The organism is Lysobacter sp. TAB13 (genome assembly GCF_052113885.1).
GTDB lineage: Bacteria > Pseudomonadota > Gammaproteobacteria > Xanthomonadales > Xanthomonadaceae > Lysobacter > Lysobacter gummosus.
Map to the genome: position 1 here is coordinate 15,267 of NZ_JBFRDR010000023.1, position 25,483 is coordinate 40,749.

Here is a 25,483-nt window from a genome sequence, read left to right on the forward strand (position 1 = left end):
TCCCGCTTTCGCGGGAATGACGAGCAAGAAGCGAAAGGCGGCAGCAAAGGCAAAGGCCAGCCCTTAAACCGCCAACCCCGCCGCATGCCCCGACGCCCAGGCCCACTGGAAGTTGTAGCCGCCCAGCCAGCCGGTCACGTCGATCACCTCGCCGATGAAATACAGCCCGGGCACGCGCTTGGATTGCATCGTGCTGGACGACACTTCGTCGGTGTCCACGCCGCCCAGGGTGACCTCGGCGGTGCGATAGCCCTCGGTGCCGCTCGCGATCAGCGGCCACGACGAAAGCGTCGCGGCGATCTGCTTGAGCTCGGGCAGGTTGTACTGCTTCATCGGCTTGTTGCTCAGCCACACTTCGCACAGGCGCTGGGCGAAACGCTTGGCGATGGTTTCGCCGAGCACGGTCTTGAGCTCGGCCGCCGGCCGTTCGCGCTGCTGGCTCAGCAGCCAGTCGAGCGCGTCGCGGCCGGGCAGCAGGTCCAGGCGCAGATCGTCGCCGGGCTGCCAGTACGAGGAAATCTGCAGGATCGCCGGGCCGCTGACGCCGCGATGGGTGATCAACATCTGGTTGCTGAAGTCGATGCCGTTGCAACTGGCGGTCACCGGCAAAGCGACGCCGCTGAGATCGTGCAGGCGCTCCTGGTGCTTGCCGCTGAGCGTCAGCGGCACCAGCCCGGCGCGCAAGGGCAGCACGTTGTGGCCGTAGCGGCGGGCCAGTTCATAGCCGAAGCCGCTCGCGCCCATGCTCGGAATCGACAGGCCGCCGCTGGCGATCACGAGCGAAGTCGTGGCGATGTTGCCGCGCGTGCTGTGCAGGCGAAAGCCGCTGTCGCCTTCGTCGTGGGCGATGCGTTCGATCGAACAACCGGTTTCGATGCGCACGCCCGCGGCCGCGCATTCGTCCACCAGCATCTTCACGATCAGCTTGGACGACTCGTCGCAGAACAACTGCCCGAGTTCTTTCTCGTGATAGGCGATGCCATGGCGTTCGACCATGGCGATGAAATCCCACGGCGTGTAACGCGCCAGCGCCGATTTGCAGAAATGCGGATTGGCCGAAAGGTAATTGCCCGGGGTGGTGCCGGTGTTGGTGAAATTGCAGCGTCCGCCGCCGGACATCAGGATTTTCTTGCCGACCTTGTTCGCGTGCTCGATCAGCAGCACGCGGCGGCCGCGACGGCCGGCGGTCAGCGCGCACATCATCCCGGCGGCGCCGCCGCCGACGATGACGGCGTCGTAGACCTCCGCCACTTCAGGCCGCTCGCACTTGCGCGCCCTGACGCACGGTCGGGGTGAAGGTGAGGCTGGCCTTGTCGTTGCTGAGCGCGACTTCGCTGTCGGCGATCTGGCAATCCAGGCGGAAGCTACGCTCGACCATCGCCGCCATCGCGTCCACCGAGGCGGCGTCGATGTCGATCACGGTGAGGTTCTTCAGCCGGCGCAGGATCGCGACGTTCTTGTCCCACCAAATGTTCGCCGCGTTGCCGCCGTAATTCACCACCACCACCTGCCGCGCCCGCCCGCAGGCCTTGCGGATGCGCGACTCGTCCGGCTGGCCGACATCGATCCACAGCTCGATATCGCCGGTGTAATCGCGCAGCGCCAGATCCGGTTCGTCCTCGCTGCTCAGCCCCGGGCCGAACTCCAGCCGCTCGTGCGCGTTCAAGGCGAAGGCGAGCATGCGCACCATCAGCCGCTGCTGGGTCTCGGACGGATGCTGGGCCAGGGTGAGCGCATGGGCGGCGTAGTAATGCCGGTCCATGTCGCTGATTTGCAGTTCGATCTTGACGATGGTGGCGTTGGGCGCCATGGGGCATGCCTGCTGGAAAACAGCGCGCATTCTAAGCTTCCGGCGGGCCCGGCGCCCGATTTCGGGGCCGGGCGACCCGGGCCGCGCACGCAAAACCGCGCAAATGCCGCGCGGATCCGGCTTCCGCCCGCCCGCGCATCCGGTTTGCGCCCGCGATCGGCGAAGATGCGCGCATGCCCCGTCACGATGCCTCCGCCGCCAGCGCGCCGCCCAGTCGCCTGCAACTGCCGCCCGGGCCGTGGGCGAGCCTGCTCGACGGCCTGTGCGCGCGGTTTCCGGCGATCGGCCGCGAACTCTGGCGCGAGCGTTTCGCCCGCGGCCGCGTGCTCGATGCGCAGGGCCATGCGCTGGCGGCCGACGACGCTTACCGCGTCGGCATGGAGATCCGCTATTTCCGCGAAGTCGAACACGAACCGGTCATTCCGTTCGAAGAGCGCGTGCTGTATCGCGACGAACGCCTGCTGGTGGCCGACAAGCCGCATTTCCTGCCGGTGATCCCGGCCGGCGGTTTCGTCGCCGAAACCCTGCTGGGGCGGTTGCAGCGGCGCTACGGCGAGACCGATCTGGTGCCCTTGCACCGGCTCGACCGCGGCACCGCCGGGGTGGTGCTGTTCTCGCGCGATCCGGCCACGCGCGATGCCTACCAGTCGCTGTTCCGCGAGCGGCGCATTGCCAAGCGCTACGAAGCCTTGGCGCCGCCGCTTGCGCAATGGCAGTTCCCGCTGCTGCGGCGCACGCGTCTGGTCGCGGGTGAGCCGTTCTTCCTGATGCGCGAAGCCGAGGGCGAGGCCAACAGCGAGACCCGCATCGATGTGATCGAACGCGGCGCGCAGGTCTGGCGTTACGCGCTGGAACCGGTCAGCGGTCGCAAGCACCAGCTGCGCGTGCACATGGCCGGGCTGGGCGCGCCGATTCTCAACGATCGTTTCTATCCGCTGGCCGAGCAGGCCGAAGACGATTTTTCGCGGCCGTTGAAGCTGTTGGCGCGCGAGCTGGCCTTCATCGATCCGATCGACGGCAGCGAGCGATGCTTCGAAAGCGGGTTGAGTCTGTAACCGGCTAAGGCCCGGGTTGCGCGTCGCTCAGACAAACTCGCGCGAGGGCAGGGTGAATTTGCGCTGCGGCCGGCCGATCAGGTCGAGGAAATTGTTGAACACCGCGTCGGCGCGAATCTGCATGGCCTGGATGTGCTCGGCGGTCTGCGCGCGGATCGCCGCTTCGCTGGTGTCGTGGCCGAGTTCGGCCAGTTCCTGGCGATACACCGGGTTGGCCAGCCAGCGCTCGATCAGCGGCACGTCCATCTCCAGATGAAACTGGAAGCCGTAGGCGTTGTCGCCCCAGCGGAAGGCCTGCTGCTCGCAGGTGTCGGTACGGGCCAGATGCTGCGCGCCCTGCGGTACTTCGAAGCTGTAGCGGTGCCACTGGAACACCGGCGCGGCCTGCGCCAGCGGCGCCAGTACCGGATCGGCCGCGCAGGCCGCGGTCGGCTGCAGCCGGTACCAGCCGATTTCGGGCTGATGGTGCTTGCGCACCGGCGCGCCGAGCACGTGCGCGAGCAACTGCGCGCCCAGGCAGATGCCGAGCACGGGCTTGCCTTGTTCGAGCATGCGTTCGATCGCGAGCAGCTCGGTCTTCAGGTGCGTACGCGTGGCCTGGTCTTCGACGTTCATCGGCCCGCCGAGCACGATCAGGCCGCGATAGCGATCGACGTTGGGCTGCGCCTCGGGATCGCGGTCGAAGTTGGTGAAGCGGATGCGATGGCCGCGCCGACGGATCAGCGGATCCAGCGTACCCAGCGGTTCGGCGGCGACGTGTTGGAAGACCAGGATGCGGGACATGAGCGGCGGCGTTGCGGGTTACGCCTGCGACTATGCCAAACCGCGGGTGCGGTTAGCGACAAGTGGCTTATGACTTGTAGTGCGGATGTGGCGGAGTCGTCCCTTGCCAGTCGCTGCGTGTAGCTCCCTCTCCCGCTTGCGGGGTGAGCGGACGCGGCTTGCGAGCCATCGGCTCGCGCGTCTGCGAACGCCCAAACGCTGGCGTTTGGGCCGGGGTGGGCTGGGGTGAGGGCACGCGCATCCGCGGTTACGGCGTTGCCCACATTTCGCGTGCCCTCATCCGGCCCCCCGCCTTCGCGGGGGCAGGCTCTTCGGGCCACCTTCTCCCGCAAGCGGGAGAAGGGATTTTGCGAGCTGCGTGCTTTAGCGAGGCGTACGCGGCTTGAACGACTTCTTGGGCCCGCCATGCGGCGGACGCGGGCCACCGGGGCGCGGCGCGCCGCTGTGCGGACGCGGGCCGCCCGGACGCGGACCGCCGGGACCGCCCGGACCACGGCCAGGACCGCCGCCCGGACGCGGCGAACGGCCGCCCTCGGTGTCGCCCGGCGTGGCGCGCTGGATGCGCAGCGGATGTCCGGACACGCGCACCTTCTTCAGATGCTCCATCAGTTCGCGCGGCATGCCCTCGGGCAGATCGACCAGGGTGTAGTCGTCGCGGATGTCAATGCGGCCGATGTAACGGCTTTCCAGATCGGCCTCGTTGGCGATGGCGCCGACGATGTTGCCCGGCTGCACGCCATGGCTGTGGCCGACCTCGATGCGGAAGGTCTCCATGCCGACTTCGGCGTCGCGCGGCGCGCCGCGATCGTGCGAACGCTCGCTGCGTTCGGCGCGCGGCGACGGCGCTTCGTCGTCGAAGAACGACTCGGCGTTGTTGACCACCGGTCGGTGCGCGGCCGGCGGCGTGTACTGGCGTTCTTCGTGACGCGGCGCCGGCGCGGAACGCTCGTGATCGCGCGGCGGACGCGGCGCTTCGGCGCGGCGCGAATCCGGACGCGAATCCGAACGCTGATCCTGGCGGTATTCCTGGCGATGCGCGCCCGAGTTGGAAGCGTTGTCGCGCTCGACGAACTTGCGCGTGGCCTGGCCGCGGTGTTCGCGCGGGCTATCGCGCTCTTCGCGCGCATAGCGCGGCACCGCCGGCGGCGGGGTCAGCAGCAGCGGGTTGTCGCCCTGCACCAGCTTGGCCAGCGCCGCGGCGATTTCCACCGCCGGCACGTTGCGTTCGCGCTCGTAGCGCTCGACCATGTCGCGGAACAGGCCCAGGTCGCTGCTTTCCAGGGCGTCGCTGATGCGGCCGAGGAAGCGCGAGACGCGCTGCTCGTTGACCGTTTCCACGCTCGGCAGCTCCATCGGCTCGATCGGCTGGCGCGTGGCGCGCTCGATCGCGCGCAGCATGCCGCGCTCGCGCGGGGTGACGAACAAGATCGCCTCGCCCTTGCGCCCGGCGCGGCCGGTGCGGCCGATGCGGTGGACGTAGCTTTCGGTGTCGTAGGGGATGTCGTAGTTCAGCACGTGGCTGATGCGGTCCACGTCGAGACCGCGCGCGGCCACGTCGGTGGCGACCAGCACGTCGATCTTGCCGTCCTTGAGGTTCTGGATGGTCTTCTCGCGCTGCGCCTGCTGCACGTCGCCGTTGATGGCCGCGGCCGAAATGCCCCTGGCCGACAGCTTCTCGGCCAGTTCCTCGGTGCCGAGCTTGGTGCGCGAGAACACGATCATCGCGTCGAAGGATTCGGCTTCCAGGATGCGGGTCAGCGCATCGAGCTTGTGCACGCCGCTGACCGACCAGTAGCGCTGGCGGATGTTGGCCGCGGTGGTGGTGGTCGATTTGATCGCGATCTCGACCGGGCTCTTCAGATAGGTCTGAGCGATGCGCTTGATCTGCGAGGGCATGGTCGCGGAGAACAACGCGACCTGGCGCGTTTCCGGGGTCTTCTTGAGGACGCTCTCGACGTCGTCGATGAAGCCCATGCGCAGCATTTCGTCGGCTTCGTCCAGCACCAGGCAACGCAGCTCGGACAGGTCCAGGGTGCCGCGGTCGAGGTGATCGATCACCCGGCCCGGCGTGCCGACGACCACGTGCACGCCGCGCTTGAGCGCCTGCAGCTGCGGGTAGTAGCTCTGGCCGCCGTAGATCGGCAAAACATGGAAGCCGGGCAGGTGCACGGCGTACTTCTGGAACGCCTCGGCGACCTGGATCGCCAGTTCGCGCGTCGGCGCCAGCACCAGCGCTTGCGGCTTGAACTGCTTGGGATCGATCTGGGCCAGGATCGGCAGGGCGAACGCGGCGGTCTTGCCGGTGCCGGTCTGGGCCTGGCCGAGCACGTCGCGGCCTTCCAGCAGCGGCGGGATGGTCGCGGCCTGGATCGGCGAGGGCGATTCATAGCCGACGTCGGCCAGCGCGCGCAGCAGCGGCGCGGACAGGGCGAGATCGGTGAATTTCGGCGAGGCCGGGGATTCGGCGGGGGAATCGGAGGGGGTATTGGGCAAGTCGGCGCTCATGACGAGGCTCCAGCAGCGCCGGCGAGGCCGGTCGGGGAAGACCGACCAGTTTACTCGCATGTGCGTGGAGCGAAGGCTCTTAAGCGAAGCCAATCTTGGAAAGGCCGGAAAACAAGGGATTTTTGTCGGCGATAGGACGGGGCGGCGAAGGTTTTGCGCGGCCGATCGGGGCCGGGATGCGCGATTGCCTGCTGCGCTGGCGGCTCGATTCGCCGTTTCGTTCGCCATCGCGGCCATGGCCGGCTCATCCCGCGCCGATCGCGCTGTGCCGGATCGGTCGGTTGGCCCGGGGCCGGAAGCCGGTGCTTGCAGGGTTTGCACGGTTGTGCACAATTGAGTCCGATCATTAACGATTGGTCCCCCGATGTCGGCCGAAGAACTGCTGCCCCAGCAACGCCACCGCCTGATCCTCGACCGCCTGCTCGCCCAGGGCCGGGTGATCGCGGTCGATCTGGCGCGCGAGCTGGAGGTGTCGCACGACACCATCCGCCGCGACCTGCGCGAGATGGCCGCGGCCGGGCAATGCCGGCGCGTCTACGGCGGCGCGCTGCCGCTGGCGCCGGACAACGGCCCGATCGCGCTGCGCCAGACCCAGGCGCCGGCGCGCAAGGCGGCGCTGGCGCGCGCGGCGGCCGGCCTGGTCGAACGCGGGCAGGTGCTGTTTCTCGACGCCGGTTCGACCAACACCGCCATCGCCCAGGCGCTGCCGCGCGGTCATGGACTGACGGTGGTGACCAATGCGCCGGCGATCGCCGCGTTGATCGCCCAGCGCGAGGACCTGGAACTGATCGTGATCGGCGGCCGGGTCGATCCGCGCATCGGCGCCAGCCTGGGCAGCGGCGCGATCCGCGATGCCGAGGCGATCCGCAGCGATCTGTACTTCGTCGGCGTCTGCGGCGCCGACGCCGAGGCCGGCGTCAGCGCGCTGGGTTACGAGGACGCGCAGTTCAAGCTGGCGGTCGCCGCGGCCAGCCGCGCGGTGGTGGCGGTGGTCACCGACGAAAAACTCGGCACCGCCGCGCCGTATGCGGTGGTGGCGGCCGATGGACTGCATGCATTGGTGATCGAACACGGCGGCGATGCGGCGCAGGCCAAGGCCTTCGCGCGGCTGGGTGTGCGCGTGGTGCGGGCGGAGGGGTGAGTGCGTGGCGGCGGATCGAACAGCATCGGGGCTGAAGCCCCTCCCACAAAAGACCTCGTTGTATCGAACTGTCTATCTGACTTCGCTTGATTCAATCAGTACCCGGAGCACGAAACGCCCACTCGCGGGCATGCGGCGACGCCACGAGATCTTTTGTGGGAGGGGCTTCAGCCCCGATGCCTTTCGTTCCGCCGCGTCGAACTATCCACCCAGCTTCCCCTTGATCCAACCCAAGCACCGGAGTCCGAAACACCCATGAGCGAATCCGATTCCCCCGCAGCCGCGGTCGCTGCCGTCGCCAGCGCGCGCGCGGCCACCGCCCCCATCGGCGCAAGCGAACGCCTCTCTACCCGCATCGCCTTCTTCATCGCCGGCCTGGCGATGGCGGCCTGGGCGCCGCTGGTGCCGTACGCGAAAGCGCGCACCGGGGTGGACGAGGGCACGCTCGGGCTGTTGCTGCTCGCGCTCGGCGCCGGTTCGCTGATGACCATGCCGCTGACCGGCGCGATCGCCGCGCGCTACGGCTGCCGGCGGGTGATCCTGCTGGCCAGCGCGGTGGTCTGCGCGACCTTGCCGCTGCTCGCGCAGTTCTCCACGGTGCCGGCGATGGCGCTGAGCCTGTTCGTGTTCGGCGCGGCCATCGGCACCATCGATGTCGCCATCAACATCCAGGCGGTGATCGTGGAAAAGGCCAGCGGGCGCCCGCTGATGTCGGGATTCCACGGCTTTTTCAGCGTCGGCGGCATCGCCGGCGCGGGCCTGGTCAGCATCATGCTGTGGCTGCAGGCGACGCCGCTGGTGGCGGCCTTGAGCGTGGCGGTGCTGTTGGCGCTGCTGATGCTGCTCGGCGGCCGCGGCCTGTTGCGCTACGGCGACGACGGCCATGGCGGCTCGATGTTCGTGCTGCCGCACGGCGTGGTGATCCTGATCGGCGTGCTGTGCTTCATCGTGTTCCTGGCCGAAGGCGCGATGCTGGACTGGAGTGCGCTGCTGCTGGTGTCCGGACGCGGCGTGACGCCGAGCGTGGCCGGGATCGGCTACGCGGTGTTCGCGTTGGCGATGACTATCGGCCGCTTCAACGGCGACCGCATCGTGCAGCGGTTCGGCCCGCGTCCGGTGCTGGCGCTGGGCGGCGCCTGCGCGGCGGCCGGTTTCCTGCTGGCGGCGCTGCTGCCCTGGGCGGGGACGACCTTGCTCGGCTTCGCTCTGGTCGGACTGGGTTGCTCGAACATCGTGCCGATCCTGTTCACCGCCGCCGGCAATCAGAAAGCGATGCCGGCCGGCGCGGCGGTGTCGGCGATCAGCACCCTGGGTTACGCCGGCATTCTCGCCGGGCCCGCCGGCATCGGCTGGATCGCGAAGATCAGCAGCCTGCCGCTGGCGTTCCTGCTGCTGGGCGCGGCCCTGGTCGCGGTCGCGGCGAGCGCGCGCATCGCCGCGGCCAAGGCCTGAGCGGGCGGGCGCGGCGACGGCGCCCACATTGCCGTCCGCGCGCATCCCGTACCATGCCCGCACCTTCCCGCTGGCTGCATCGCGCGCATGATCAAGGTCCATCACCTCAACAACTCCCGTTCCCAGCGCGTGCTGTGGCTGTTGGAAGAACTGCAGCTTCCGTACGAGATCGTCCGCTACCAGCGCGATCCCAAGACCATGCTGGCGCCGCCGGAGTTGCGCGCGATCCATCCGCTGGGCAAGTCGCCGGTGGTCGAGCTCGACGGTCAGGTGCTGGCCGAATCGGCCGCGATCATCGAAACCCTGACCGAGCGCTACGACAGCCAGCACCAGCTCTCGCCGCCGCTGCATCCGCTGGAGAGCGAGGAACGCACGCGCTATCGCTACTGGCTGCATTACGCCGAGGGCTCGGCGATGCCGCCGTTGCTGATGAGTCTGGTGTTCGCACGTCTGAAGACCGCGCCGATGCCGTTCTTCGCCAAGCCCATCGCGCGCGGCATCGCCGACAAGGCCATGTCGTCCTTCGTCGGCCCGCAGTTGGCGCTGCACCTGGGCTATATCGAAAGCGAGCTGGGTCAGCGGCCGTGGTTCGCCGGCGAGCGCTTCACCGCGGCGGACATCCAGATGAGTTTCCCGGTGGAAGCCGCGGCCGCGCGCGCCGGCGGCAAGCGCCCGCACACGCAGGCTTTCGTCGAGCGCATCCGCGCGCGCCCGGCCTATCAGCGCGCGGTGGAAAAGGGCGGGCCGTATTCGCTGCTGAGCTGAGCGCCGGCGCTTGGGTTCGCGCCGGGCGGCACCATCTGAAGCGGTAACGCCGGCCGTCGCGGCGAAGTCCTGGGTTTTCATGCACGCACTGCGCTTCGACAATGCCTTCGTCCGCGATCTGCCGGGCGATCCGGAGACCGGGCCCGACGTGCGCCAGGTGCACGGTGCGCTGTATTCGCGCGTGCAGCCCACGCCGGTGGCCGCGCCGGTGCTGCTGGCGCATTCGGCGGAAATGGCCGCGACCCTGGGTTTCAGCGAGACCGATGTCGCCAGCGCCGAGTTCGCCGCGGTGTTCGGCGGCAACGCCTTGCTCGACGGCATGCAGCCGTATGCGGCCAATTACGGCGGCCATCAGTTCGGCCATTGGGCCGGGCAACTGGGCGACGGCCGCGCGATTTCGCTCGGCGAAACCATCAACGCCGCCGGCGAGCGCTGGGAACTGCAGCTCAAGGGCGCCGGGCCGACGCCGTACTCGCGCAGCGCCGACGGCCGCGCGGTGCTGCGCTCGTCGATCCGCGAATTCCTGTGCAGCGAGGCCATGCATCACCTCGGCGTGCCGACCACGCGCGCCTTGAGTCTGGTCGGCACCGGCGATGCGGTGGTCCGCGACATGTTCTACGACGGCCATCCGCAGGCCGAGCCCGGCGCCATCGTCTGCCGGGTCGCGCCGTCGTTCATCCGCTTCGGCAACTTCGAACTGCCGGCCTCGCGCGGCGACAACGAAGTGCTGCAGAAACTGCTGGATTTCTGCATCCGCCGCGATTTTCCGGAGCTGTCCGGCGCGGGCGAGGACCTGTACGCGCAATGGTTCGCGCAAGTGTGCGAACGCACCGCCGTGCTGATGGCGCACTGGATGCGGGTGGGTTTCGTGCACGGGGTAATGAATACCGACAATCTGTCGATTCTCGGCCTCACCATCGATTACGGCCCCTACGGCTGGATCGACAACTACGACCCGGACTGGACCCCGAACACCACCGACGCCGGCCGCCGCCGGTATCGCTACGGCCAGCAGCCGCAGGTCGCGTACTGGAATCTGAGCCGGCTGGCCGGCGCGCTGTCGGTGCTGATTCCGGTCGAAGTCCTGCAGGACGGCTTGCGCCGTTATGTCGATACCTACAACGCCGCCGAGGGCGACAGCATCGCGCGCAAGCTGGGCTTGCGCGAATGCGGCGAAAGCGATGTCGTGTTGATGCAGGAACTGCGCGACTGGCTGCAGCGGCACGAGGTCGATATGAGCATCTTCTTCCGCGCGCTGGCGAAGGTCGATGTCGCCGGCGACACCGCCGACACGCAGGTGTTCGCCGATGCCTGGTACGACGCGGAAAAGCGCGACGAAGGCGAGGCGCCCTTGCGCGCGTGGCTGGCGCGCTACGCCCAGCGCGCGCGCGCCGACGCGATGCCCGCGTCCGAGCGCATCGCGCGCATGAACGCCGCCAATCCGCGTTATGTGCTGCGCAACTACCTGGCCCAGCAGGCGATCGACCGCGCCGAGCAGGGCGATCCGGACGGGGTGCGCGAGTTGCTCGAGGTGATGCGCCGGCCCTATGAGGATCAGCCCGGACGCGAAGCCTTCGCGGCCAAGCGGCCGGATTGGGCGCGGGTGAAGGCGGGGTGTTCGATGCTGTCGTGCAGTTCCTGAGGTTCGCGGACCCTAGGATCAGGCCGATGCCGGCCCGTGTGTGCGCAATGGGCTCTTAAGCGCCGGCTCAGGCCATTTCCGGCGGCCGGCGCCGACCTGAGCGGCCGCGCGGCGCGTGCGGTGGCCGCGGACGCCGCTGCCACCGCCTCAACCCATCAGGCCGCTTGCGGGCCCGTCGGGCGGGTACGAGTACCGCTTCAGACCGGGGCGAAGCCCTTGGTGGTCTTCTTTTCGTTCTTCTCGGCGCGCTTTTCCTTCATGGTCTTGGCCGGTTTCTTCTTGCTTTCCTTCTTGCGGTCTAGGCCCTTGCTCATGACGTTTTCCTCGCTGGATGACGGCGCGGCGCGGCGGATGCCGGGCGCCTGCGCCGAGTATGCGCCTGCCCGGGCCGCCGTGTAAGCGGAAGGCTGTCGTCGCTTGCGCCCTGTGGGGGGTAACCTGCCGGCTTGGCGGAGCCGTATCCAACCGTGGCTTCAGTAAGCAAGGGCAGGGACGTGCTGAAAAACAGGATCGTCGATTTCGAGTCGGTGGCCGGCAAGATCGAACAGGCCAGAGGTGTAGAGGATCTTTGTTGTTTCGATATCGATTTGAATGCAATGGCAAAGAGGGCCGGGGTTCGCGATTGTTTTGTGTGCGGCTTCCCTTTGCACAATTGCGGAGCGCTCGCGCGCGATGCGATCGCCGTTTGCTGCCGTTGCCTCCACCTGTATGTAACGGCCGGCGACTATGTAGAGTCGCTTGCGCGGTTCAAGGCGAGCGTCGAGAACGCCAACCGCTGCGCGCAAGCGTTGGCGGCGAGGGTGAACAGCGGCCAGGCCATCGACGAAAAGACGCTCGGCGCCTTGGTGACAGGATTGCAGCTGAGCGAGGTGGAGTTTTACCTGGGACCGCCGAAAGACTTAGGCAGCTTCGACCACGGCCTGGAGCTGGGCAAATGGGTGGTTGCCGGCGTTGCGTTCGACTTGTGGTTCCAAAGCCAGGTTTGCGTCTCGGTGCGCTGGATTTAAGTATCCCCTTCAGTATTCGCCGCCCGCCCACCGCCGCGGCTTCAGGCGTGCGCCCCTGAATCTTGCCGGCGCTGGCGACAGCGCGCCTGATAGAATGGCCGGATGCCTCTGATCACCGTCCAGAACGTCGACTACAGCGTCGGCGGCCCGCTCCTGCTCGAAAACGTCGAATTGGCCATCGAACCGGGCGAACGCATCGCCCTGATTGGTCGCAACGGCGCGGGCAAGTCCACGCTCATGAAACTGCTGGCCGGAGAAATCCAGGCCGATGACGGCGAGATCCGCCGCGAAGGCAGCACCCGCATCGCCCGGCTCGAACAGGAAGTCCCGCCCGGCGCCAGCGGCACCGTGTTCGACGTGGTCGCCGACGGCCTGGGCGACCTGGGCCACTGGCTGGCCGAGTACCACCACCTCACCCATGGCGATCACTACGACGCCGACAAGCTCGCCGAAGTCCAGACCAAGATCGAGGCCGCGCAAGGCTGGGGACTGGACCAGCGCGTCACCGAAACCCTGACCCGCCTGGACCTGGACGGCGACGCGGAATTCTCCGGCCTGTCCGGCGGCATGAAGCGGCGCGTGCTGCTGGCGCGCGCGCTGGTGTCGGCGCCGGACCTGCTGCTGCTGGACGAACCGACCAACCACCTCGACATCGAAGCCATCGACTGGCTCGAACAATTCCTCAAGTCCTGGCAGGGCGCGCTGCTGTTCGTGACCCACGATCGCCGCTTCCTGCGCGCGCTGGCCACCCGCATCGTCGAGATCGACCGCGGGCAGGTCACCAGTTGGCCCGGCGATTGGGCCAACTACGAGCGCCGTCGCGAAGAACGCCTGAACGCCGAAGCGCAGGAAAACGCCCGCTTCGACAAGTTGCTGGCGCAGGAAGAGGTGTGGATCCGCCAGGGCATCAAGGCCCGCCGCACCCGCGACGAAGGCCGCGTGCGTCGGCTCAAGGCCATGCGCAACGAGCGCCAGGCCCGCCGCGACACGGTCGGCAACGTGCGCATGGATCTGGCCCAGTCGGAAGCCTCCGGCCGCAAGGTGATCGAAGCCAAGAACGTGTCCTTCGATTACGGCGGCAAGCCGCTGCTGCGCGACCTGTCCACTACCGTGTTCCGCGGCGACCGCATCGGCCTGATCGGCCCCAACGGCAGCGGCAAGACCACGCTGCTGAAGATCCTGCTGGGCGATCTGCAGGCCAACAGCGGCGAAGTGCGCGAAGGCAGCAAGCTGCAGATCGCTTATTTCGACCAGTACCGCGCGACCTTGCGTGAAGACTGGAACGCGCTGGAAAACGTCGCCGAAGGCCGCGAGTTCGTCGAAGTCGGCGGCAAGAGCAAGCACGTGATCGGCTATCTGCAGGATTTCCTGTTCACGCCCGAACGCGCGCGCGCGCCGATCACCCGCCTGTCCGGCGGCGAGCGCAACCGCCTGCTGCTGGCCAAGCTGTTCGCGCAGCCGTCCAACCTGCTGATGATGGACGAACCGACCAACGACCTGGACGTGGAAACGCTGGAGTTGCTGGAAGAACTGCTGGGCGACTACCCGGGCACGCTGCTGCTGGTCAGCCACGACCGCGACTTCCTCGACAACGTGGTCACCTCGACTCTGGTCATGGAAGGCGACGGCCAGGTCGGCGAATACGTCGGTGGCTACAGCGACTGGCAGCGTCAGCGCCCGGCCGGTTATGCCGCCGCCGCCAAGGCCACGGCCAAGGATTCGGCCAAGGCCGTGACCGCGGCCAAGCCGGCGCCGGAAGCGGCCGCGCCCGCGGTCAAGCGCAAGCTCAGCTACAAGGACGCGCGCGAACTCGAACAGATGCCGGCGCGGATCGAGCAGTTGGAGGGGCGCGTGGCCGAGTTGACCGCGCAAATGAACGAGCCCGCGTTCTATCAGCGCGACAGCGCGGCGATCAACGCGCATAACACCAGCCTGGCGCAGACGCAGCTTGAGCTGGAAGCGGCGTATGCGCGGTGGGCGGAGTTGGATGCTTGAACAGACGGCGCCTGTTTGGCGCTGCGAATCTTCAAGCCGTCATCCCCGCGCAGGCGGGGATCCAGGGCTCTATCGCGACATCGCTTTGAAGTCTTTGCTGCTCGGCCAGGGCGCATGCGCCTTGGCGTTCGGGGATGCGCGAGCGAGAGGCTTCGTCGCGATAAATCATTCAGGCGACGACGCGGTGTTCTGAAGTCAGGTGGCTTCGCTCCCGATTGATTAGCGGCCCTGGCCAGGGCTGGCCGCCCTGGCGTTCGCGGATGCGCGAGCCTTTGGCTTCATCGCGATAAATCGTTCGGGCGACGACGCGGTGTTCTGAAGTCAGGTGGCTTCGCTCCCGATTGGTTAGCGACCCCGGCCAGGGCTGGTCGCCCTGGCGTTCGCGGATGCGCGAGCCTTTGGCTCGCAAGCGCATCCGCTCACCCCAACTTCCGTCCATTGCGCCGGACCATCCCGCCAGTCCCTAATTCCCTCAACGACACCGGGACGGCCGGCGAGGGGAGCAGAGCGATGCGCACCACCATCGGATCGATCACCACCAGCATCATCGCCGCCCTCGGCCTGACGCTCGCCGCCGGCAGCGCCGGCGCCGCGGTCAAGGACGTGACCGCCAACGGTTTCACCATCGAGAACGAACAGACCGTCGCCGCCGATCCGGCCACGGTCTGGAAAGCCCTGGTCGGCGATGTCGATCGCTGGTGGCCGAAGGACCACACCTGGTGGGGCGCGGCTTCGACCTTGTCGATCGATCCGCGCGCCGGCGGCTGCTTCTGCGAGATCAGCCGCGACGGCAAGCAACAGGCCCTGCACATGACCGTGAGCTTCGTCGATCCGGGCAAGACCCTGCGCCTGCTCGGCGGCCTGGGCCCGCTGCAGGGCATGGGCCTGAGCGGGGCGATGGAGTTCCGTCTCAGCGCGGCCAAGGACGGCGGCACCCGCATCGTTCTGTACTACCGCGCCGGCGGTTACAGCCCCGACGATCTGAGCAAGTTCGTGCCGGTGATCGACAAAGTGCAGGGCCTGCAGTTGGGCGGCCTGGCCGACTACCTGCGCAAGCCCGCCACCGCGGCCAAGGACGCGCATCAGTGAATCCGGCCGGCGCCTACCGCACCCGTCACGATCGCGGCGCGACGCTGGCGACGCATCGCCATCGCGAGGCCTACGCGGCGCTGGTGCTGGACGGCGATTACACCGAAACCAGCCTCGACGGCCCGCTGCCGTGCCGGCCGGGAAGCTTGATCCTGCATCCGCCGTATCACGCCCACGGCGACCGCTTCGGCCGCAGCGGCGCCAGCGCGATCAACATCGAACTGCCCGAACCGCCGTCGGCGCAATTGATCCAGACCGCCGCCAGCGCCTGGCAAGTGCACGACCTGCGCGAGGCGCTGGAAGTGTTCCAGCGTTGCCCGCAGCGGCTGCCGGAATTGCTGGCCTGCGCCACGCCGCAAGCGGCGGCCGAACTGCCGGACTGGCAGACCGAACTGCTGCGCGGCATGGACGAAAGCGACGACGACATCGCCTTGATCGCGCGCCGGCTCGGCGTCTCGGCCGAACACGCCAGCCGCGCGCTGAGCCGCAGCTACGGCATGTCGCCGCGGGCGCTGCGGCGCGAAGCGCGCTGGCGCCGCGCGCTGGGAATGCTCGGCGGCTCGCTGCCGCTGGCCGAAGTCGCCGCCGCCGCCGGATTCGCCGATCAGAGCCATCTGCACCGCATCGTCGTCGCCCACGCCGGTTGCACGCCGATGCGGCTGCGGCAACAGATCAAGTACGTACAAGACCGGGACCTGGCCGTCGCGGCCTAATGGCTCCAACGCGCCATCGCGTAAACGGAGCTTCCCCCATGCACGCATCTGTGAAGAAAGCCTCCCTGCTGCCGGCCGCGGCCCTGCTGCCGCTGCTGATCGCCTGCGCGATCGGCCACGCCGCCGACATGCCCAAGCAACCCGACAGCGGCCCGCTGGCCGCCAAGGCCGTCAGCGACGCCATCGGCGCGACCTTGCGCGCCGATGTGCCGACCGCGCTGGCCGCGTTGAAGACCGCGCCGGTCGATCAGTTCAACGAGAAAGACGCGCGCTTTCGCACTTGCATGTTCGAACGCCACGAACGCAAGACCCCGCCGCCGATGACCGACGCGCCGGCCGATCCGCTGGCCCGGCAGGTGCTGGAGGCGTATCAGCGCTACTGGTGGCAGGCCACGCGCGATCCGGCCACGCGGCCGGCCGAGGAAAAGCAGCTCAAGACCAAGCTCGCCGCCCTGATCGGCGAAAAGCCGCCGGCCGAGGGCGAGGAAGCGTTCGAAGCTTTGACCGACCGCCTCAGCGCCGAACTCGGCAAGCGCGGCATGCACGCCTTGCAGGGCCGCACGCCGCCGCTGTACGACTTGCTGGTGTGGGGCAAGCAGGAGGAAAAGGATTACACCGTCGATCTGCCCAGCGGCGAGAAGCAACCGGTGCGCGTGTTCCTGATGGACGACTGGGTCAGCCGCGGCTGGAGCCGCTACACCGCGTGCGAACGCACCGGCACCGGCGGATGGGTCAAACCCGAAGGCCTGTACGCCGTGCATTCGGCCTATGGCGACCTGACCGGCGAAGACTTCCAGGCCAGCTTCCTCGGCCACGAAGCCCAGCACTTCGCCGACCTCAAGCGCTGGCCCGACATGAAACCGTGGGTGCTGGAATACCGCGCCAAGCTGACCGAACTGTTCAAGTCCGACAAGACCCACATGGCCTTGCTGGACAAGTTCTACCGCAGCCGCGACGACGAACCCGATCACCCGCATCCCTACGCCAACAAGCAGGTGATCATCGACATCGTCGCCAAGATGGGCTTGCCGGCCGACAGCGACCTGCACAAATCCGACCCGGTCGCCGTGCGCAACGCCGCGCGCGATGTGCTGATCGAAGACACGCGAAAGCGCGAGGCGGAAACGCCGCCGGCAGCCGCGGGCGATGCGGCGGCCAAGCCGAAGTCGTGAGGGCGGTGCGCGGTTGAAGCGGAACCGCGATTGTGCCGATCCCCGCTCACGACAGACCGTCGTGAGCGGCGATCGCCGTTGTGAGCAGTGTTCGCCACTGAAGCCCCGAAATCTTTTGTGGGAGGGAGCTTCAGCCCCGATGCTTTCGGCTGAGATAGCCGCGCACCGGTACAGGCCCCGAGTAAACTGCCCCCATGCAACAGAACTCCCTATTCGGCGACGCACCGCCGCCCACAGCCGACATCCATCGCCTGTTCTTCGCCCTGCTGCCCGATGAGGCCACGCGCGAGCGCATGGCCGCCGTCGCCGCCGAAGTGCGCACGCAGCACGACGCCGGCGGCCGCCTGATCGGCGCGCACCGCTACCACCTGACCCTGCAATTCCTCGGCGACGCCCACCAGTTCCAGGCCGACCGCGCCGCCGCCGCGCAACAGGCCGCCGCCGACATCGCCGCGGCCGCATTCGATCTGCCATTGGACCGCGCCGGCAGCTTCCGCAACCGCTCGATCCCGTGGTGGCTTGGATGCGAGCGCACCCCCGAAGGCCTGCAGACCTTGTTCGACCGCCTAGGCGTGGCGCTGGCCAAGCGCGGGGTGCGGGTGGAGGGCGGGCACAGCCTGACCCCGCACGTGACCATCGTCCGCGACGCCGCCGCGCCCTTGCATCCGCCCATCGCGATCGGGCTCATCGCCTGGCGCGTGAGCGACTTCGCCCTGATCCACAGCCAACTGGGCTCGCGCAACGCCTACACGGTGCTGGGGCAGTGGCCGCTGGCGGATTGAGCGGCGCACAATAGGCCATCCTCAGCGTGGGAGGCAGCCATGGCACAGCGAAAATCGGGATTGACGGGGGCGGCGAAGGCGGCATCGACGAAAGCCGCTTCGACCAAGACGACTACGAAGAAATCGGTCGCGAAGAAATCCGCAACGAAGACCGCGCCGCCCAAGCAGGCGGCGGCTGCGAAGAAACCCGCGAACGCCGCGTCGAAGAAAGACCATGCGGCCAAGGCGAAGATGAAAACCGCGCCGCCGACGTTGCACGATCCGCGCATCGACACCTACATCGCCGCCTCCGCGGCCTTCGCCCAACCGATCCTCGAACACGTGCGCGCGCTCGTGCACAAGGCCTGTCCGCAGGTAGAAGAGTCGATCAAGTGGGGAATGCCGAGCTTCGTCTATCGCGGCAAGATCCTGTGCGGCATGGCCGCGTTCAAGCAGCACGCCACCCTGGGCTTCTGGCAGGCGCCGAACATCGCCGATGCCGACCGATCCCGCAGCGGCGAAGCGATGGGCCAGTTCGGGCGGCTGACCGCGGTCGGCGATCTGCCCGGCCAGCGCGAACTCAGTCAGCTGGTGAAGCAGGCGATGGCCTTGATCGAGGCTGGGGTGACGCGTTCGCCGGGCAAGACCGCGCGGGCCAAGCCGCCGCTGGCGGTGCCGGACGATCTGGCCGCCGCGCTGAAGCGCAATGCGAAGGCGAGGGCGACGTATGAGGGGTTTCCGCCGAGCCAGCAGCGCGAGTATGTGGAGTGGATCGAAGAGGCTAAGCGCGATGAGACGCGCAAGTCGCGTCTTGCTCAAGCGATGGAGTGGATGGCGGAAGGGAAGATGCGGAATTGGAAATATATGGCGAAGTAGCTCGCGCCGTTTTCTCTTTGAAAAGTAACCCGAGCCGCCCCTTCTTTTCGAAAAAGCAACCCGTGCTGTTCCCTCTCCCCCCTTTGAAAAAGTAACCCGTGCTGTTCCCCCCTTTGAAAAAGGGGGGGCAGGGGGGATTCGCTTTTGCTTTTGGGGCGCGAACAGCAAGAGCAACAGCAACAGCAAATCCCCCCTAACCCCCCTTTTTCAAAGGGGGGAACCGAAGCGGGGGTTCATGGGGGGATGGACGATGGGGCGAGGCGTCCGGTTTGCCGCGCATCGCCCCAATCCACAGCCCTCAGCGCCGAAAATCCACCGCAAACCCAATCAACGTACCCGGAATCCGGCTCATGCCCACCGGGCAATCGCCATCCAACGCCACCTGCGCACGCGCGCCGCTGACGCGATTGACGCAAACCTCGAACTGCTCGCCAGCCCCGGTCTGAGTGACGCTGTAATCGTTGTCGCTGCCGATCAACACCAGATGCTTGCCGTTGCGCAGGCGCGGGCCGATCGCCAGGCCTTCGAGCTTCTCCGGGATGTCGCGCGCGCCGGCGTCGCGCAGCGCGGCCAGGATGTCGAGCTCCGGCGCCTTGCCGACCGCGCGCACATCGGCGGGCAGGTCGTCGCTGCCGGCCAGCGAACGCTCGGCAACGTTGCTCGCGCCGCGCAGCGAAATGCGATAAACGCGCTTGTGCAAGGGCGCGGCGGTGACTTCGACGCCCAGGCCGCGGTTGTCGCGCTCCAACACCAGGAATTCGCTGTCGCTCAGCGCATGGATCGCGCTCAGACCGATGCTGCGGCCCTGGTTGGTCGCGGAGAAATCGTCCGCGGTCGACGGATCGATCGCGTTCAAATCCGCGATCGGCTCCAGCCGGTACACGTACTGGGCGCGCGAACGGCCGCTGCGCAGATCGAACTCGACGATACGCACGTTGCGGCTGCGGCGGCCGTCGTTGTTGGAGCCTTCCTGGGTCAGCGGGTCCTGCATGACCGCATACAGTTTGTCGCCGGAGGCGTTGAAGCTCAGGCCTTCGAAGCCGCGATTGTCCTGGCGGCCGTTGATCACCAGCTTGCGGTCGCCGACGTAATCCAATCCGCCCTGGGCGTTGCGCGGCAGCAGGTTGGCGGGCGTGGCGAAGGCGCGCAGGAAGCGGCCGTTCGGCGAGAACTCGTACACGCTCGGGCCGTATTCGTCGGCGATGAAGAAATGGCCGTTGCGACCGATCGCCAGGCCTTCCGGATCGAAGCTCAAGCCCAGCTTGGACGCATCGCCGTTGAGCAGCTGCGGATTGAGCCCGTTGAAGCTCTCGCCGCGCGCGTTGTGGAACAAGACGGTTTTATCGACCACCGGCTGGCCAATGCGGCCGCTGCGGCGATCATAGGGAATGCGCAGACGCTGCAGGCGCGTGGCGTAGTCGATCACGCCGCCGCCCGGGCCGCGGTCGGACAGCGCGTACCAGTAGCCGTCGCGGCGGTTGTAGCTCAGGTCGGAATAGAAACCGAAGCGGTTGAGATTGGCCTGGTCGGGCGTGCCCGGCGGCAGGCGCACGGCATCGCGGGTGGTGGCCGGGGTCTCGACGACGTTGGTCAGCGACCAGCGCGCGGCGCTCGGCGGCGCGGCCATGGCGGGCATGGCGCAAGCCAGCAGCAGCGTGGTCAGGGCGGTGCGGATCATGCGGGGCTCCTGCGGGTCCGGGGGAAGCGGACCACGCTAGGAGCGGCACATGTCAGTTCAATGACGCCGGTGCGATTCCAGCGGATGGGTCGGGCGCAAACGCACGAACAAACCGAAGTGATCCGACGCCCAGACGCCGTCGCGCGGCTGATTCAGGACGATGCGCGCCTCGATCAGCTCGAAACGCTTCGGGTCGTAGAACACGTGATCGATGCGCTGCGCGGGCAGATAGGCCGGGTTGAGGGTGGTGCTGCGCGCCGGATCGGCGGCGCTGTCGGGATGGGCCTGGGCGTAGGCGTCGCGATAACGCGCGGCCAGGGCTTTGAGTTCCGGCGAATCGGCGTCGCTGTTGAAGTCGCCGGCGACGATGACGTTGCCGGTGCGCTGGCTGTCGTCGATGAAGTCCAGCAGGCTGGCGATCTGGCGGCGGCGGATCGTGCCGCCGTCGCGTTCGTTGTGCAGATGCGTGGCGTAGAAATCCACGCCGTTGTGCATGGCATCGAAGCTCGCCTGCGCGTGCGCGGCGGTGCGGTAGTCGTTCAAGGGTTCCAGCTTGCGCATGTCCTGCGCCGAGCCCGGGATCTTGTACAAGATCGCGTTGCCGTAGCGGCGCTCGGCGTCGTCCGCGTCCACCGAGACGAATCGCACCTTGTAACCGGTCGCCTCCGCGAGGTCTTCGGCCTGATTGCGCAGGCCGGGACGTTGCAGCACTTCCTGCAGGGCGATCAGGTTCGGGTCCAGGCGCCGGATTTCGTCCACGATCATCGCGCGGCGCTTGGGCCAGTCGCCTTTGTCGTGCCAAAGGTTGAGGGTGAGCACGGCGACCGGAACGGCGGCGATGGTGTCCGGCGATCGCGGCAATTCTGCGCCCGAAGCGGCCGTAGCGAGCATCGCCACGATCAGTGCCATCGCGGCCCGGATCGCGTTTCGTGGCCGCAGCGGGGCGGTGTTGGATAGGAATTCGTTGCGGTTCATGGCGAAGCGACCTCGGCGCAGCCCTGGTACATCTTGTGGCCGTCCCACAACGCGGCGCTGGCGGCGTAGACGCGATCGCTCATGCCGTCGCTGCAGCGCTCGCGCTTGTAGAGCAGCCCGATCAAGGTGCCGTCGTCGGTGACGCCCACGTAACCGTCCTTTTGTTCGTTCTCCACGACGATGGACAGTTCCATCTTGCGCAGGCCGTAGTCGAGCTGCAGCCGCATCTTCGGTTTCGGGCCGGCGTCGACCTCGGCCAGCCAGCCCGGTTCGGTGCCGATCGCGCGCAGGGCCGGCGCGGGTTTGGCCGGCGCCGCGCGGGGTTTCGCGGTGTCCGGCGGCGGCGCGGGTTTTCCCGAGCAGGCCGTCAGCAGCAAGACGGTAAGGGCCGGTAGCAGCGCGGTTCGCGAACGCATGCGGGATCTCGGCGGGGGACGGATGCGGCCAGGATAGCGCGTGGGTCGATCCGGGAGAGCCACGTCGAATTGCGGCATAAGCGATCTGCTCATTTACGCGGACAAAAAAAGCGCGGAGCCTGAGCTCCGCGCCTTTGTGCCGGTTCAGCGGTTATGGCTGTTGATCAGCGCGGCACCGACTGCGTGCGCAGCACCGGATACTGGTTGTAGCGCGTATCCCAGGCCGAGTGGCGGCGATAGAAGAAGTCCAGGCGCGCCTGCGGGCTCTTGGCGAAGGCCGCATCGCTTTGCAGCCTGGCGTCGAATTCGGCCTTGACCTTGGGGTCCTTGAGCATTTCGCGCGCCACGTCCTCGGCGACGTAATCCTCCATGTACTCCTTGCGCTCGAAGGCGTTGTTGAACTCGCCCCAGGCCGCCAGCGAATCGGGCGCCAGCGGTTCCAGGATCGCGATCGCCAGGCGCGCCTTGGGCTGGGCGATCGGCACGAACAGTGCGCCGGCGACCAAATCCTGCGTCTCGGCCTTCCAGTCGCCGCTCAGCGTGGTGCGCTGATGGCCTTCGACCGACTGCGCGGCGAACTCGGCCTTGTCGGCGCGGAAGGTTTCCACCTTGGCCTGCTTGAGCGCGCTGTCGAGACGGCGATAGCTCACCCCGTGCTGGTCGAGCTTGGCCGCGACCCACGCAGCCTGCGCCGCCGGCACCAGATAACCGCCGCGCGGCGCGAGCACCTGCCGGCTGGGCTGGATGTCGTACTTCAGCGGGATGTTCCAGATTTCCGGCTTGGTTTCGTCGTAACGCGTCATCAGCGCGCCGGACACGTCCGACGGCGTGCGCGTGTAGGCGTAGCCGCGGAAGGCGATGGTGCGGGTCTTGTCGCCGGCCTTGTAGTCGAGGGCGACGTTCTGTCCGCCCAGCGCCTGCGCGCGTTGATCGGCGGCCAGCGCGGTGCGGCGCCAGTCGGCGCCGTTCGCGCCGATCAGCTCCAGCACATCGACGATGGCGTTGCGGGTGATGCGCACGCGGGTCGGATAGTCCTTCCACGAATGCGTTTCCACCAGCATGCCCAGGCGGTTGCGCAGGAAGAAATAGCCGTGCGAGAAACGCGGCGGCGGCACGCTGTCTTCGAAGCCGGAAGCGGGGTTGTCGGATTCGACGAAGGACGGGTAGTACGACAGCGCCATCGAGCCGTTCTGGTTCAAGCGCTCGATCACGCCGTCGCGCAGCGCGGTGCCGGCCGCGCGCAGGGCTTCGTCGCCAGCGTGCACGGGCTCGACCTGGATCGATACATCGTGCTCGAACTTGGCGCCGTCGGTGACGTGCAGATCGACGTAGGCCAGCGGGTCCCAGCGCTCGACCAGCTTGAGCATGGCCTGCATTTCCGGCGCGTCGGCCTTGAGGTAATCGCGATTGAGGTTGTAGTTCTGCGCGGTGGTGCGCCAGCCCATTTCCTCCGGGCCGCGCTGATTGGGGCGGTTCCAGCGGCCGAAGCGCTCGTGGCCGTCGATATTGAACACCGGCACGAACAGCAGCACCTGCTTGTCGAGCGCGCCCTTGGCCGCTTCGCCGTCCAGGGCCTGGCGCAATGCCAGGAAGCCGGCGTCCTTGCCGTCGATTTCGCCCGAGTGGATGCCGCCCTGGACCAGCAGCACCGGCAGATTCTTCGCCTGCGCCTGCTGCGGCGTGAACGCGCCGCTGCGGGTCACCACCAATACCTTCATCGGCCGGCCTTCGGGCGTGGTGCCGAAGTCTTCGCAACGCACCGCGTCGGGATAGCGCTGGGCGAACTGCGCGCACAGCTCGATCACTTCCTGATAGCGCCCGGTTTTGACGAAGCCGCTGCGCTCGGAGACGGTGGTCAGCGGCGCGGGCGCGGCCATCGCCGGAGCGGCGAGGGCGAAGCTCAGGGCGAGCGGCAGCAGGCTGCGGGACAGGAGGGGAGAATGGAATACACGGTCGGTCATTGCGGACATCCAGCGAGCGGAAAGGGGTTATTCGAAATTGCAGGTCGCACCGGAGCAGGTGAGCGTGTTGAAGTCGTAGATCGCCGAGTGCCCCAACTCGCCGGTCGGGCGCTCCACGCCGCGGGGAACGTAGAAGCGCGCGCTGTGCGCGCCGTACAGTCCGGTCGGCAACCGGTAAGGCTTGAGCACCACGTAGGCGTTGTGCAGGGCAAAGGCCGAGGACGATTCGTCGCGCCGCGCATCGACGCTGCGCTGGCTGTCGCGCCACTGCTGCAGATCGCTGCGGCGGGCTTCGCGCAGATAGCCATCGCGTACGCCTTGGCTCAGGCCGGCTTCGCCCTCCGGGCCGGTGTAGGGGGGCGCGACCGCCACGATCGGCTTGAGCGCCGGCGGCGCGGCCACAGGTGGAAGCGACGCGACGGCCGGCGCGCGCTCGGGAGCAGGTTCAGCCTGCCTCGGTTCGGCGGCCGGTGGCGAAGGCCGCGGCGAGACGGCGGTGTCCGAGGGCGCGGCGGCGGGCTGGTCTTGCGGCCGTTCGCGCTGCGACGCGTATTCGAACGCCTTGTTGACCGAGTCGCAGCCGCCCAGCGCGATCGCGCAGCACAGAGCGCAGAGCATCAGGGTGGAACGCGTGAGCATGCGGCGATTCCTGATCGTGCGCCGGCCCGGGACGGGGCGGCGCGGCGGCGGGATGCGGATCGGCGCCTGGTGGCGTCGCGAGCGGCCTAATTTACGGGATCGCGTGCGGCCGCGCTTGTGGATTCTTTAGCTAACTGACACGAGGTGACAGGAGTCATCGCGACCGCCTGCGCGCGAGGGCGGGGCGGCTGCGGCCTCGGCCGCTCGTGGTCTAGACTTCGCATCCGTCTTGTCTGGATACCTTCGCCATGTACGCCTTGTATTACTCGCCGGGCACCGCCAGCCTGCTGGTCCATTGGCTGCTGATCGAGATGGAGATCGAACACGAGCTGCGTCTGGTCGATATGGACGCGCGTGCGCACAAGAGCGCTGAGTATCTGGCGATGAATCCCAACGGCGTGGTGCCCACGCTGATCGTCGACGGCCAGCCGCGCTACGAAGCCGCGGCGCTGGCGATGTATTTGGCCGACCGTCATCCCGACGCCGGATTGGCCCCGGCGCTCGACGATCCGCAGCGCGCGCTGTACGACCAGTGGATGTTCAATCTGGCCAGCACGCTGCAGTCGCCGCTGCGCCTGTGGTGGTATCCGTGGGACCTGCAGGCCGACGACGAGGCGGTGCGGGCCGGCGCGCAGGCTCGGATCGAAGCCGCCTGCGAACGGCTGGACGCGCAACTGGCCGCGCACGGGCCGTACCTGCTCGGCGAGCGCCTGAGCGCGGCCGACTTCTACCTGACCATGCTGATGCGCTGGACTCGCAAGATGCCTAAGCCCGCGCACGAGTGGCCGCATCTGGGCGAGTTCGCGCGGCGCATGAAGGCGCGGCCGGGCTTCGCCACGCTGTATCAGCGCGAAGGCTTGAGCGAGTGGGCTTAGGAGTCGGTGCAAAAATTCCGAAAGACAGGTTCGTCATTCCCGCCAAGGCGGGCTCCGCTTTACTTCGGCGGAGCCGAACATCCAGCGACTTCAAGCGTTCTCGCACGAAAGGCCCTGGATTCCCGCGTTCGCGGGAATGACAAGCAAAAGCGAAGATGCTCTACACCTGAAGC

At 67.8% G+C, this 25,483-nt stretch carries 22 protein-coding genes; 13 read left to right on the plus strand and 9 right to left on the minus strand.

Annotated features, from left to right (window positions below):
* Positions 1 to 63: 63 nt before the first annotated feature.
* Positions 64 to 1,203, minus strand: a complete 1,140-nt coding sequence (locus AB4Y92_RS21080) for an NAD(P)/FAD-dependent oxidoreductase (RefSeq protein WP_441821495.1) — start codon at positions 1,201 to 1,203, stop codon at positions 64 to 66.
* 49 nt (positions 1,204 to 1,252) lie between these two features.
* The gene (locus tag AB4Y92_RS21085; protein ID WP_441821447.1) at positions 1,253 to 1,810 is read right to left on the minus strand and encodes a YaeQ family protein; all 558 of its coding nucleotides are present in this window, start codon (positions 1,808 to 1,810) and stop codon (positions 1,253 to 1,255) included.
* 173 nt (positions 1,811 to 1,983) lie between these two features.
* Here AB4Y92_RS21085 and AB4Y92_RS21090 point away from each other — a divergent pair, with 173 nt between their 5' ends.
* Entirely contained in the window at positions 1,984 to 2,865 is an 882-nt protein-coding gene (locus tag AB4Y92_RS21090) for a pseudouridine synthase (protein ID WP_441821448.1), read from the plus strand.
* Positions 2,866 to 2,892: 27 nt separating this feature from the next.
* Here AB4Y92_RS21090 and AB4Y92_RS21095 read toward each other — a convergent pair whose 3' ends face one another.
* Both AB4Y92_RS21095 and AB4Y92_RS21100 read right to left on the minus strand, forming a co-directional pair.
* On the minus strand, positions 2,893 to 3,648 hold the full coding sequence (locus tag AB4Y92_RS21095; RefSeq protein WP_441821449.1) for a type 1 glutamine amidotransferase: 756 nt from the start codon (positions 3,646 to 3,648) through the stop codon (positions 2,893 to 2,895).
* A 363-nt stretch (positions 3,649 to 4,011) separates the two neighbouring features.
* Positions 4,012 to 6,153 (minus strand): DEAD/DEAH box helicase, encoded by a 2,142-nt coding sequence (locus AB4Y92_RS21100; RefSeq protein WP_441821450.1) that lies wholly within the window; start codon positions 6,151 to 6,153, stop codon positions 4,012 to 4,014.
* A gap of 364 nt (positions 6,154 to 6,517) precedes the next feature.
* Between AB4Y92_RS21100 and AB4Y92_RS21105 the strand changes: the two genes are divergently transcribed.
* The 11 genes from AB4Y92_RS21105 (at position 6,518) to AB4Y92_RS21155 (ending at position 18,766) form a co-directional block, all read left to right on the plus strand.
* Complete coding sequence (locus AB4Y92_RS21105; RefSeq protein WP_441821451.1) at positions 6,518 to 7,294, plus strand: DeoR/GlpR family DNA-binding transcription regulator; 777 nt, start codon at positions 6,518 to 6,520, stop codon at positions 7,292 to 7,294.
* A 255-nt stretch (positions 7,295 to 7,549) separates the two neighbouring features.
* A complete protein-coding gene (locus AB4Y92_RS21110; protein WP_441821452.1) occupies positions 7,550 to 8,746 on the plus strand; it encodes an MFS transporter in 1,197 nt (398 codons plus the stop codon).
* Between the two features lie 87 nt (positions 8,747 to 8,833).
* A complete protein-coding gene (locus tag AB4Y92_RS21115) occupies positions 8,834 to 9,511 on the plus strand; it encodes a glutathione S-transferase family protein (RefSeq protein ID WP_215057278.1) in 678 nt (225 codons plus the stop codon).
* 79 nt (positions 9,512 to 9,590) lie between these two features.
* Positions 9,591 to 11,153, plus strand: coding sequence for a protein adenylyltransferase SelO (locus AB4Y92_RS21120; protein ID WP_441821453.1), 1,563 nt, complete (start codon positions 9,591 to 9,593; stop codon positions 11,151 to 11,153).
* 467 nt (positions 11,154 to 11,620) lie between these two features.
* Positions 11,621 to 12,160 carry a hypothetical protein gene (locus AB4Y92_RS21125; RefSeq protein ID WP_441821454.1) on the plus strand — a complete coding sequence of 180 codons (540 nt, stop codon included), beginning with the start codon at positions 11,621 to 11,623 and terminating at the stop codon, positions 12,158 to 12,160.
* A gap of 102 nt (positions 12,161 to 12,262) precedes the next feature.
* On the plus strand, positions 12,263 to 14,155 hold the full coding sequence (locus AB4Y92_RS21130; protein WP_441821455.1) for an ATP-binding cassette domain-containing protein: 1,893 nt from the start codon (positions 12,263 to 12,265) through the stop codon (positions 14,153 to 14,155).
* 510 nt (positions 14,156 to 14,665) lie between these two features.
* Entirely contained in the window at positions 14,666 to 15,244 is a 579-nt protein-coding gene (locus AB4Y92_RS21135) for an SRPBCC domain-containing protein (protein WP_441821456.1), read from the plus strand.
* Positions 15,241 to 15,957 carry a helix-turn-helix domain-containing protein gene (locus AB4Y92_RS21140; protein WP_441821457.1) on the plus strand — a complete coding sequence of 239 codons (717 nt, stop codon included), beginning with the start codon at positions 15,241 to 15,243 and terminating at the stop codon, positions 15,955 to 15,957. The genes AB4Y92_RS21135 and AB4Y92_RS21140 overlap by 4 nt, the downstream gene beginning before the upstream one ends.
* A gap of 38 nt (positions 15,958 to 15,995) precedes the next feature.
* Positions 15,996 to 17,129, plus strand: coding sequence for a hypothetical protein (locus AB4Y92_RS21145; protein WP_441821458.1), 1,134 nt, complete (start codon positions 15,996 to 15,998; stop codon positions 17,127 to 17,129).
* Positions 17,130 to 17,323: 194 nt separating this feature from the next.
* Positions 17,324 to 17,911: an RNA 2',3'-cyclic phosphodiesterase gene (gene thpR, locus AB4Y92_RS21150; RefSeq protein ID WP_441821459.1), complete on the plus strand. Its 588-nt coding sequence runs from the start codon at positions 17,324 to 17,326 to the stop codon at positions 17,909 to 17,911.
* Positions 17,912 to 17,950: 39 nt separating this feature from the next.
* Positions 17,951 to 18,766, plus strand: coding sequence for a YdeI/OmpD-associated family protein (locus tag AB4Y92_RS21155; RefSeq protein ID WP_441821460.1), 816 nt, complete (start codon positions 17,951 to 17,953; stop codon positions 18,764 to 18,766).
* Between the two features lie 298 nt (positions 18,767 to 19,064).
* Here the strand turns inward: AB4Y92_RS21155 and AB4Y92_RS21160 are convergent, their stop codons facing one another.
* The 5 genes from AB4Y92_RS21160 to AB4Y92_RS21180 all read right to left on the minus strand — a co-directional run bounded on the left by AB4Y92_RS21160 (position 19,065) and on the right by AB4Y92_RS21180 (position 24,435).
* Positions 19,065 to 20,444 carry an esterase-like activity of phytase family protein gene (locus tag AB4Y92_RS21160; RefSeq protein WP_441821461.1) on the minus strand — a complete coding sequence of 460 codons (1,380 nt, stop codon included), beginning with the start codon at positions 20,442 to 20,444 and terminating at the stop codon, positions 19,065 to 19,067.
* A 57-nt stretch (positions 20,445 to 20,501) separates the two neighbouring features.
* Entirely contained in the window at positions 20,502 to 21,353 is an 852-nt protein-coding gene (locus AB4Y92_RS21165; RefSeq protein ID WP_441821462.1) for an endonuclease/exonuclease/phosphatase family protein, read from the minus strand.
* Between the two features lie 62 nt (positions 21,354 to 21,415).
* Positions 21,416 to 21,835, minus strand: coding sequence for a hypothetical protein (locus AB4Y92_RS21170; protein ID WP_441821463.1), 420 nt, complete (start codon positions 21,833 to 21,835; stop codon positions 21,416 to 21,418).
* 164 nt (positions 21,836 to 21,999) lie between these two features.
* On the minus strand, positions 22,000 to 23,796 hold the full coding sequence (locus tag AB4Y92_RS21175) for a M14 family metallopeptidase (RefSeq protein ID WP_441821464.1): 1,797 nt from the start codon (positions 23,794 to 23,796) through the stop codon (positions 22,000 to 22,002).
* Between the two features lie 27 nt (positions 23,797 to 23,823).
* The gene (locus AB4Y92_RS21180; protein WP_441821465.1) at positions 23,824 to 24,435 is read right to left on the minus strand and encodes a hypothetical protein; all 612 of its coding nucleotides are present in this window, start codon (positions 24,433 to 24,435) and stop codon (positions 23,824 to 23,826) included.
* A gap of 248 nt (positions 24,436 to 24,683) precedes the next feature.
* On the opposite strand from AB4Y92_RS21180, the gene AB4Y92_RS21185 reads away from it, so the two are divergent.
* Positions 24,684 to 25,310, plus strand: coding sequence for a glutathione S-transferase family protein (locus AB4Y92_RS21185; RefSeq protein ID WP_441821466.1), 627 nt, complete (start codon positions 24,684 to 24,686; stop codon positions 25,308 to 25,310).
* Positions 25,311 to 25,483: the final 173 nt, after the last annotated feature.

What these genes read in the sequence shown, in the direction of transcription:
- AB4Y92_RS21080 (WP_441821495.1), bottom strand. Translation starts at nt 1,203, where the DNA reads ATGATGTGCGCGCTGACCGCCGGCCGTCGCGGCCGCCGCGTGCTGCTG.
- AB4Y92_RS21085 (WP_441821447.1), bottom strand. Translation starts at nt 1,810, where the DNA reads ATGGCGCCCAACGCCACCATCGTCAAGATCGAACTGCAAATCAGCGAC.
- AB4Y92_RS21090 (WP_441821448.1), top strand. Translation starts at nt 1,984, where the DNA reads ATGCCCCGTCACGATGCCTCCGCCGCCAGCGCGCCGCCCAGTCGCCTG.
- AB4Y92_RS21095 (WP_441821449.1), bottom strand. Translation starts at nt 3,648, where the DNA reads ATGTCCCGCATCCTGGTCTTCCAACACGTCGCCGCCGAACCGCTGGGT.
- AB4Y92_RS21100 (WP_441821450.1), bottom strand. Translation starts at nt 6,153, where the DNA reads ATGAGCGCCGACTTGCCCAATACCCCCTCCGATTCCCCCGCCGAATCC.
- AB4Y92_RS21105 (WP_441821451.1), top strand. Translation starts at nt 6,518, where the DNA reads ATGTCGGCCGAAGAACTGCTGCCCCAGCAACGCCACCGCCTGATCCTC.
- AB4Y92_RS21110 (WP_441821452.1), top strand. Translation starts at nt 7,550, where the DNA reads ATGAGCGAATCCGATTCCCCCGCAGCCGCGGTCGCTGCCGTCGCCAGC.
- AB4Y92_RS21115 (WP_215057278.1), top strand. Translation starts at nt 8,834, where the DNA reads ATGATCAAGGTCCATCACCTCAACAACTCCCGTTCCCAGCGCGTGCTG.
- AB4Y92_RS21120 (WP_441821453.1), top strand. Translation starts at nt 9,591, where the DNA reads ATGCACGCACTGCGCTTCGACAATGCCTTCGTCCGCGATCTGCCGGGC.
- AB4Y92_RS21130 (WP_441821455.1), top strand. Translation starts at nt 12,263, where the DNA reads ATGCCTCTGATCACCGTCCAGAACGTCGACTACAGCGTCGGCGGCCCG.
- AB4Y92_RS21135 (WP_441821456.1), top strand. Translation starts at nt 14,666, where the DNA reads ATGCGCACCACCATCGGATCGATCACCACCAGCATCATCGCCGCCCTC.
- AB4Y92_RS21145 (WP_441821458.1), top strand. Translation starts at nt 15,996, where the DNA reads ATGCACGCATCTGTGAAGAAAGCCTCCCTGCTGCCGGCCGCGGCCCTG.
- thpR (WP_441821459.1), top strand. Translation starts at nt 17,324, where the DNA reads ATGCAACAGAACTCCCTATTCGGCGACGCACCGCCGCCCACAGCCGAC.
- AB4Y92_RS21155 (WP_441821460.1), top strand. Translation starts at nt 17,951, where the DNA reads ATGGCACAGCGAAAATCGGGATTGACGGGGGCGGCGAAGGCGGCATCG.
- AB4Y92_RS21160 (WP_441821461.1), bottom strand. Translation starts at nt 20,444, where the DNA reads ATGATCCGCACCGCCCTGACCACGCTGCTGCTGGCTTGCGCCATGCCC.
- AB4Y92_RS21165 (WP_441821462.1), bottom strand. Translation starts at nt 21,353, where the DNA reads ATGGCACTGATCGTGGCGATGCTCGCTACGGCCGCTTCGGGCGCAGAA.
- AB4Y92_RS21170 (WP_441821463.1), bottom strand. Translation starts at nt 21,835, where the DNA reads ATGCGTTCGCGAACCGCGCTGCTACCGGCCCTTACCGTCTTGCTGCTG.
- AB4Y92_RS21175 (WP_441821464.1), bottom strand. Translation starts at nt 23,796, where the DNA reads ATGACCGACCGTGTATTCCATTCTCCCCTCCTGTCCCGCAGCCTGCTG.
- AB4Y92_RS21180 (WP_441821465.1), bottom strand. Translation starts at nt 24,435, where the DNA reads ATGCTCACGCGTTCCACCCTGATGCTCTGCGCTCTGTGCTGCGCGATC.
- AB4Y92_RS21185 (WP_441821466.1), top strand. Translation starts at nt 24,684, where the DNA reads ATGTACGCCTTGTATTACTCGCCGGGCACCGCCAGCCTGCTGGTCCAT.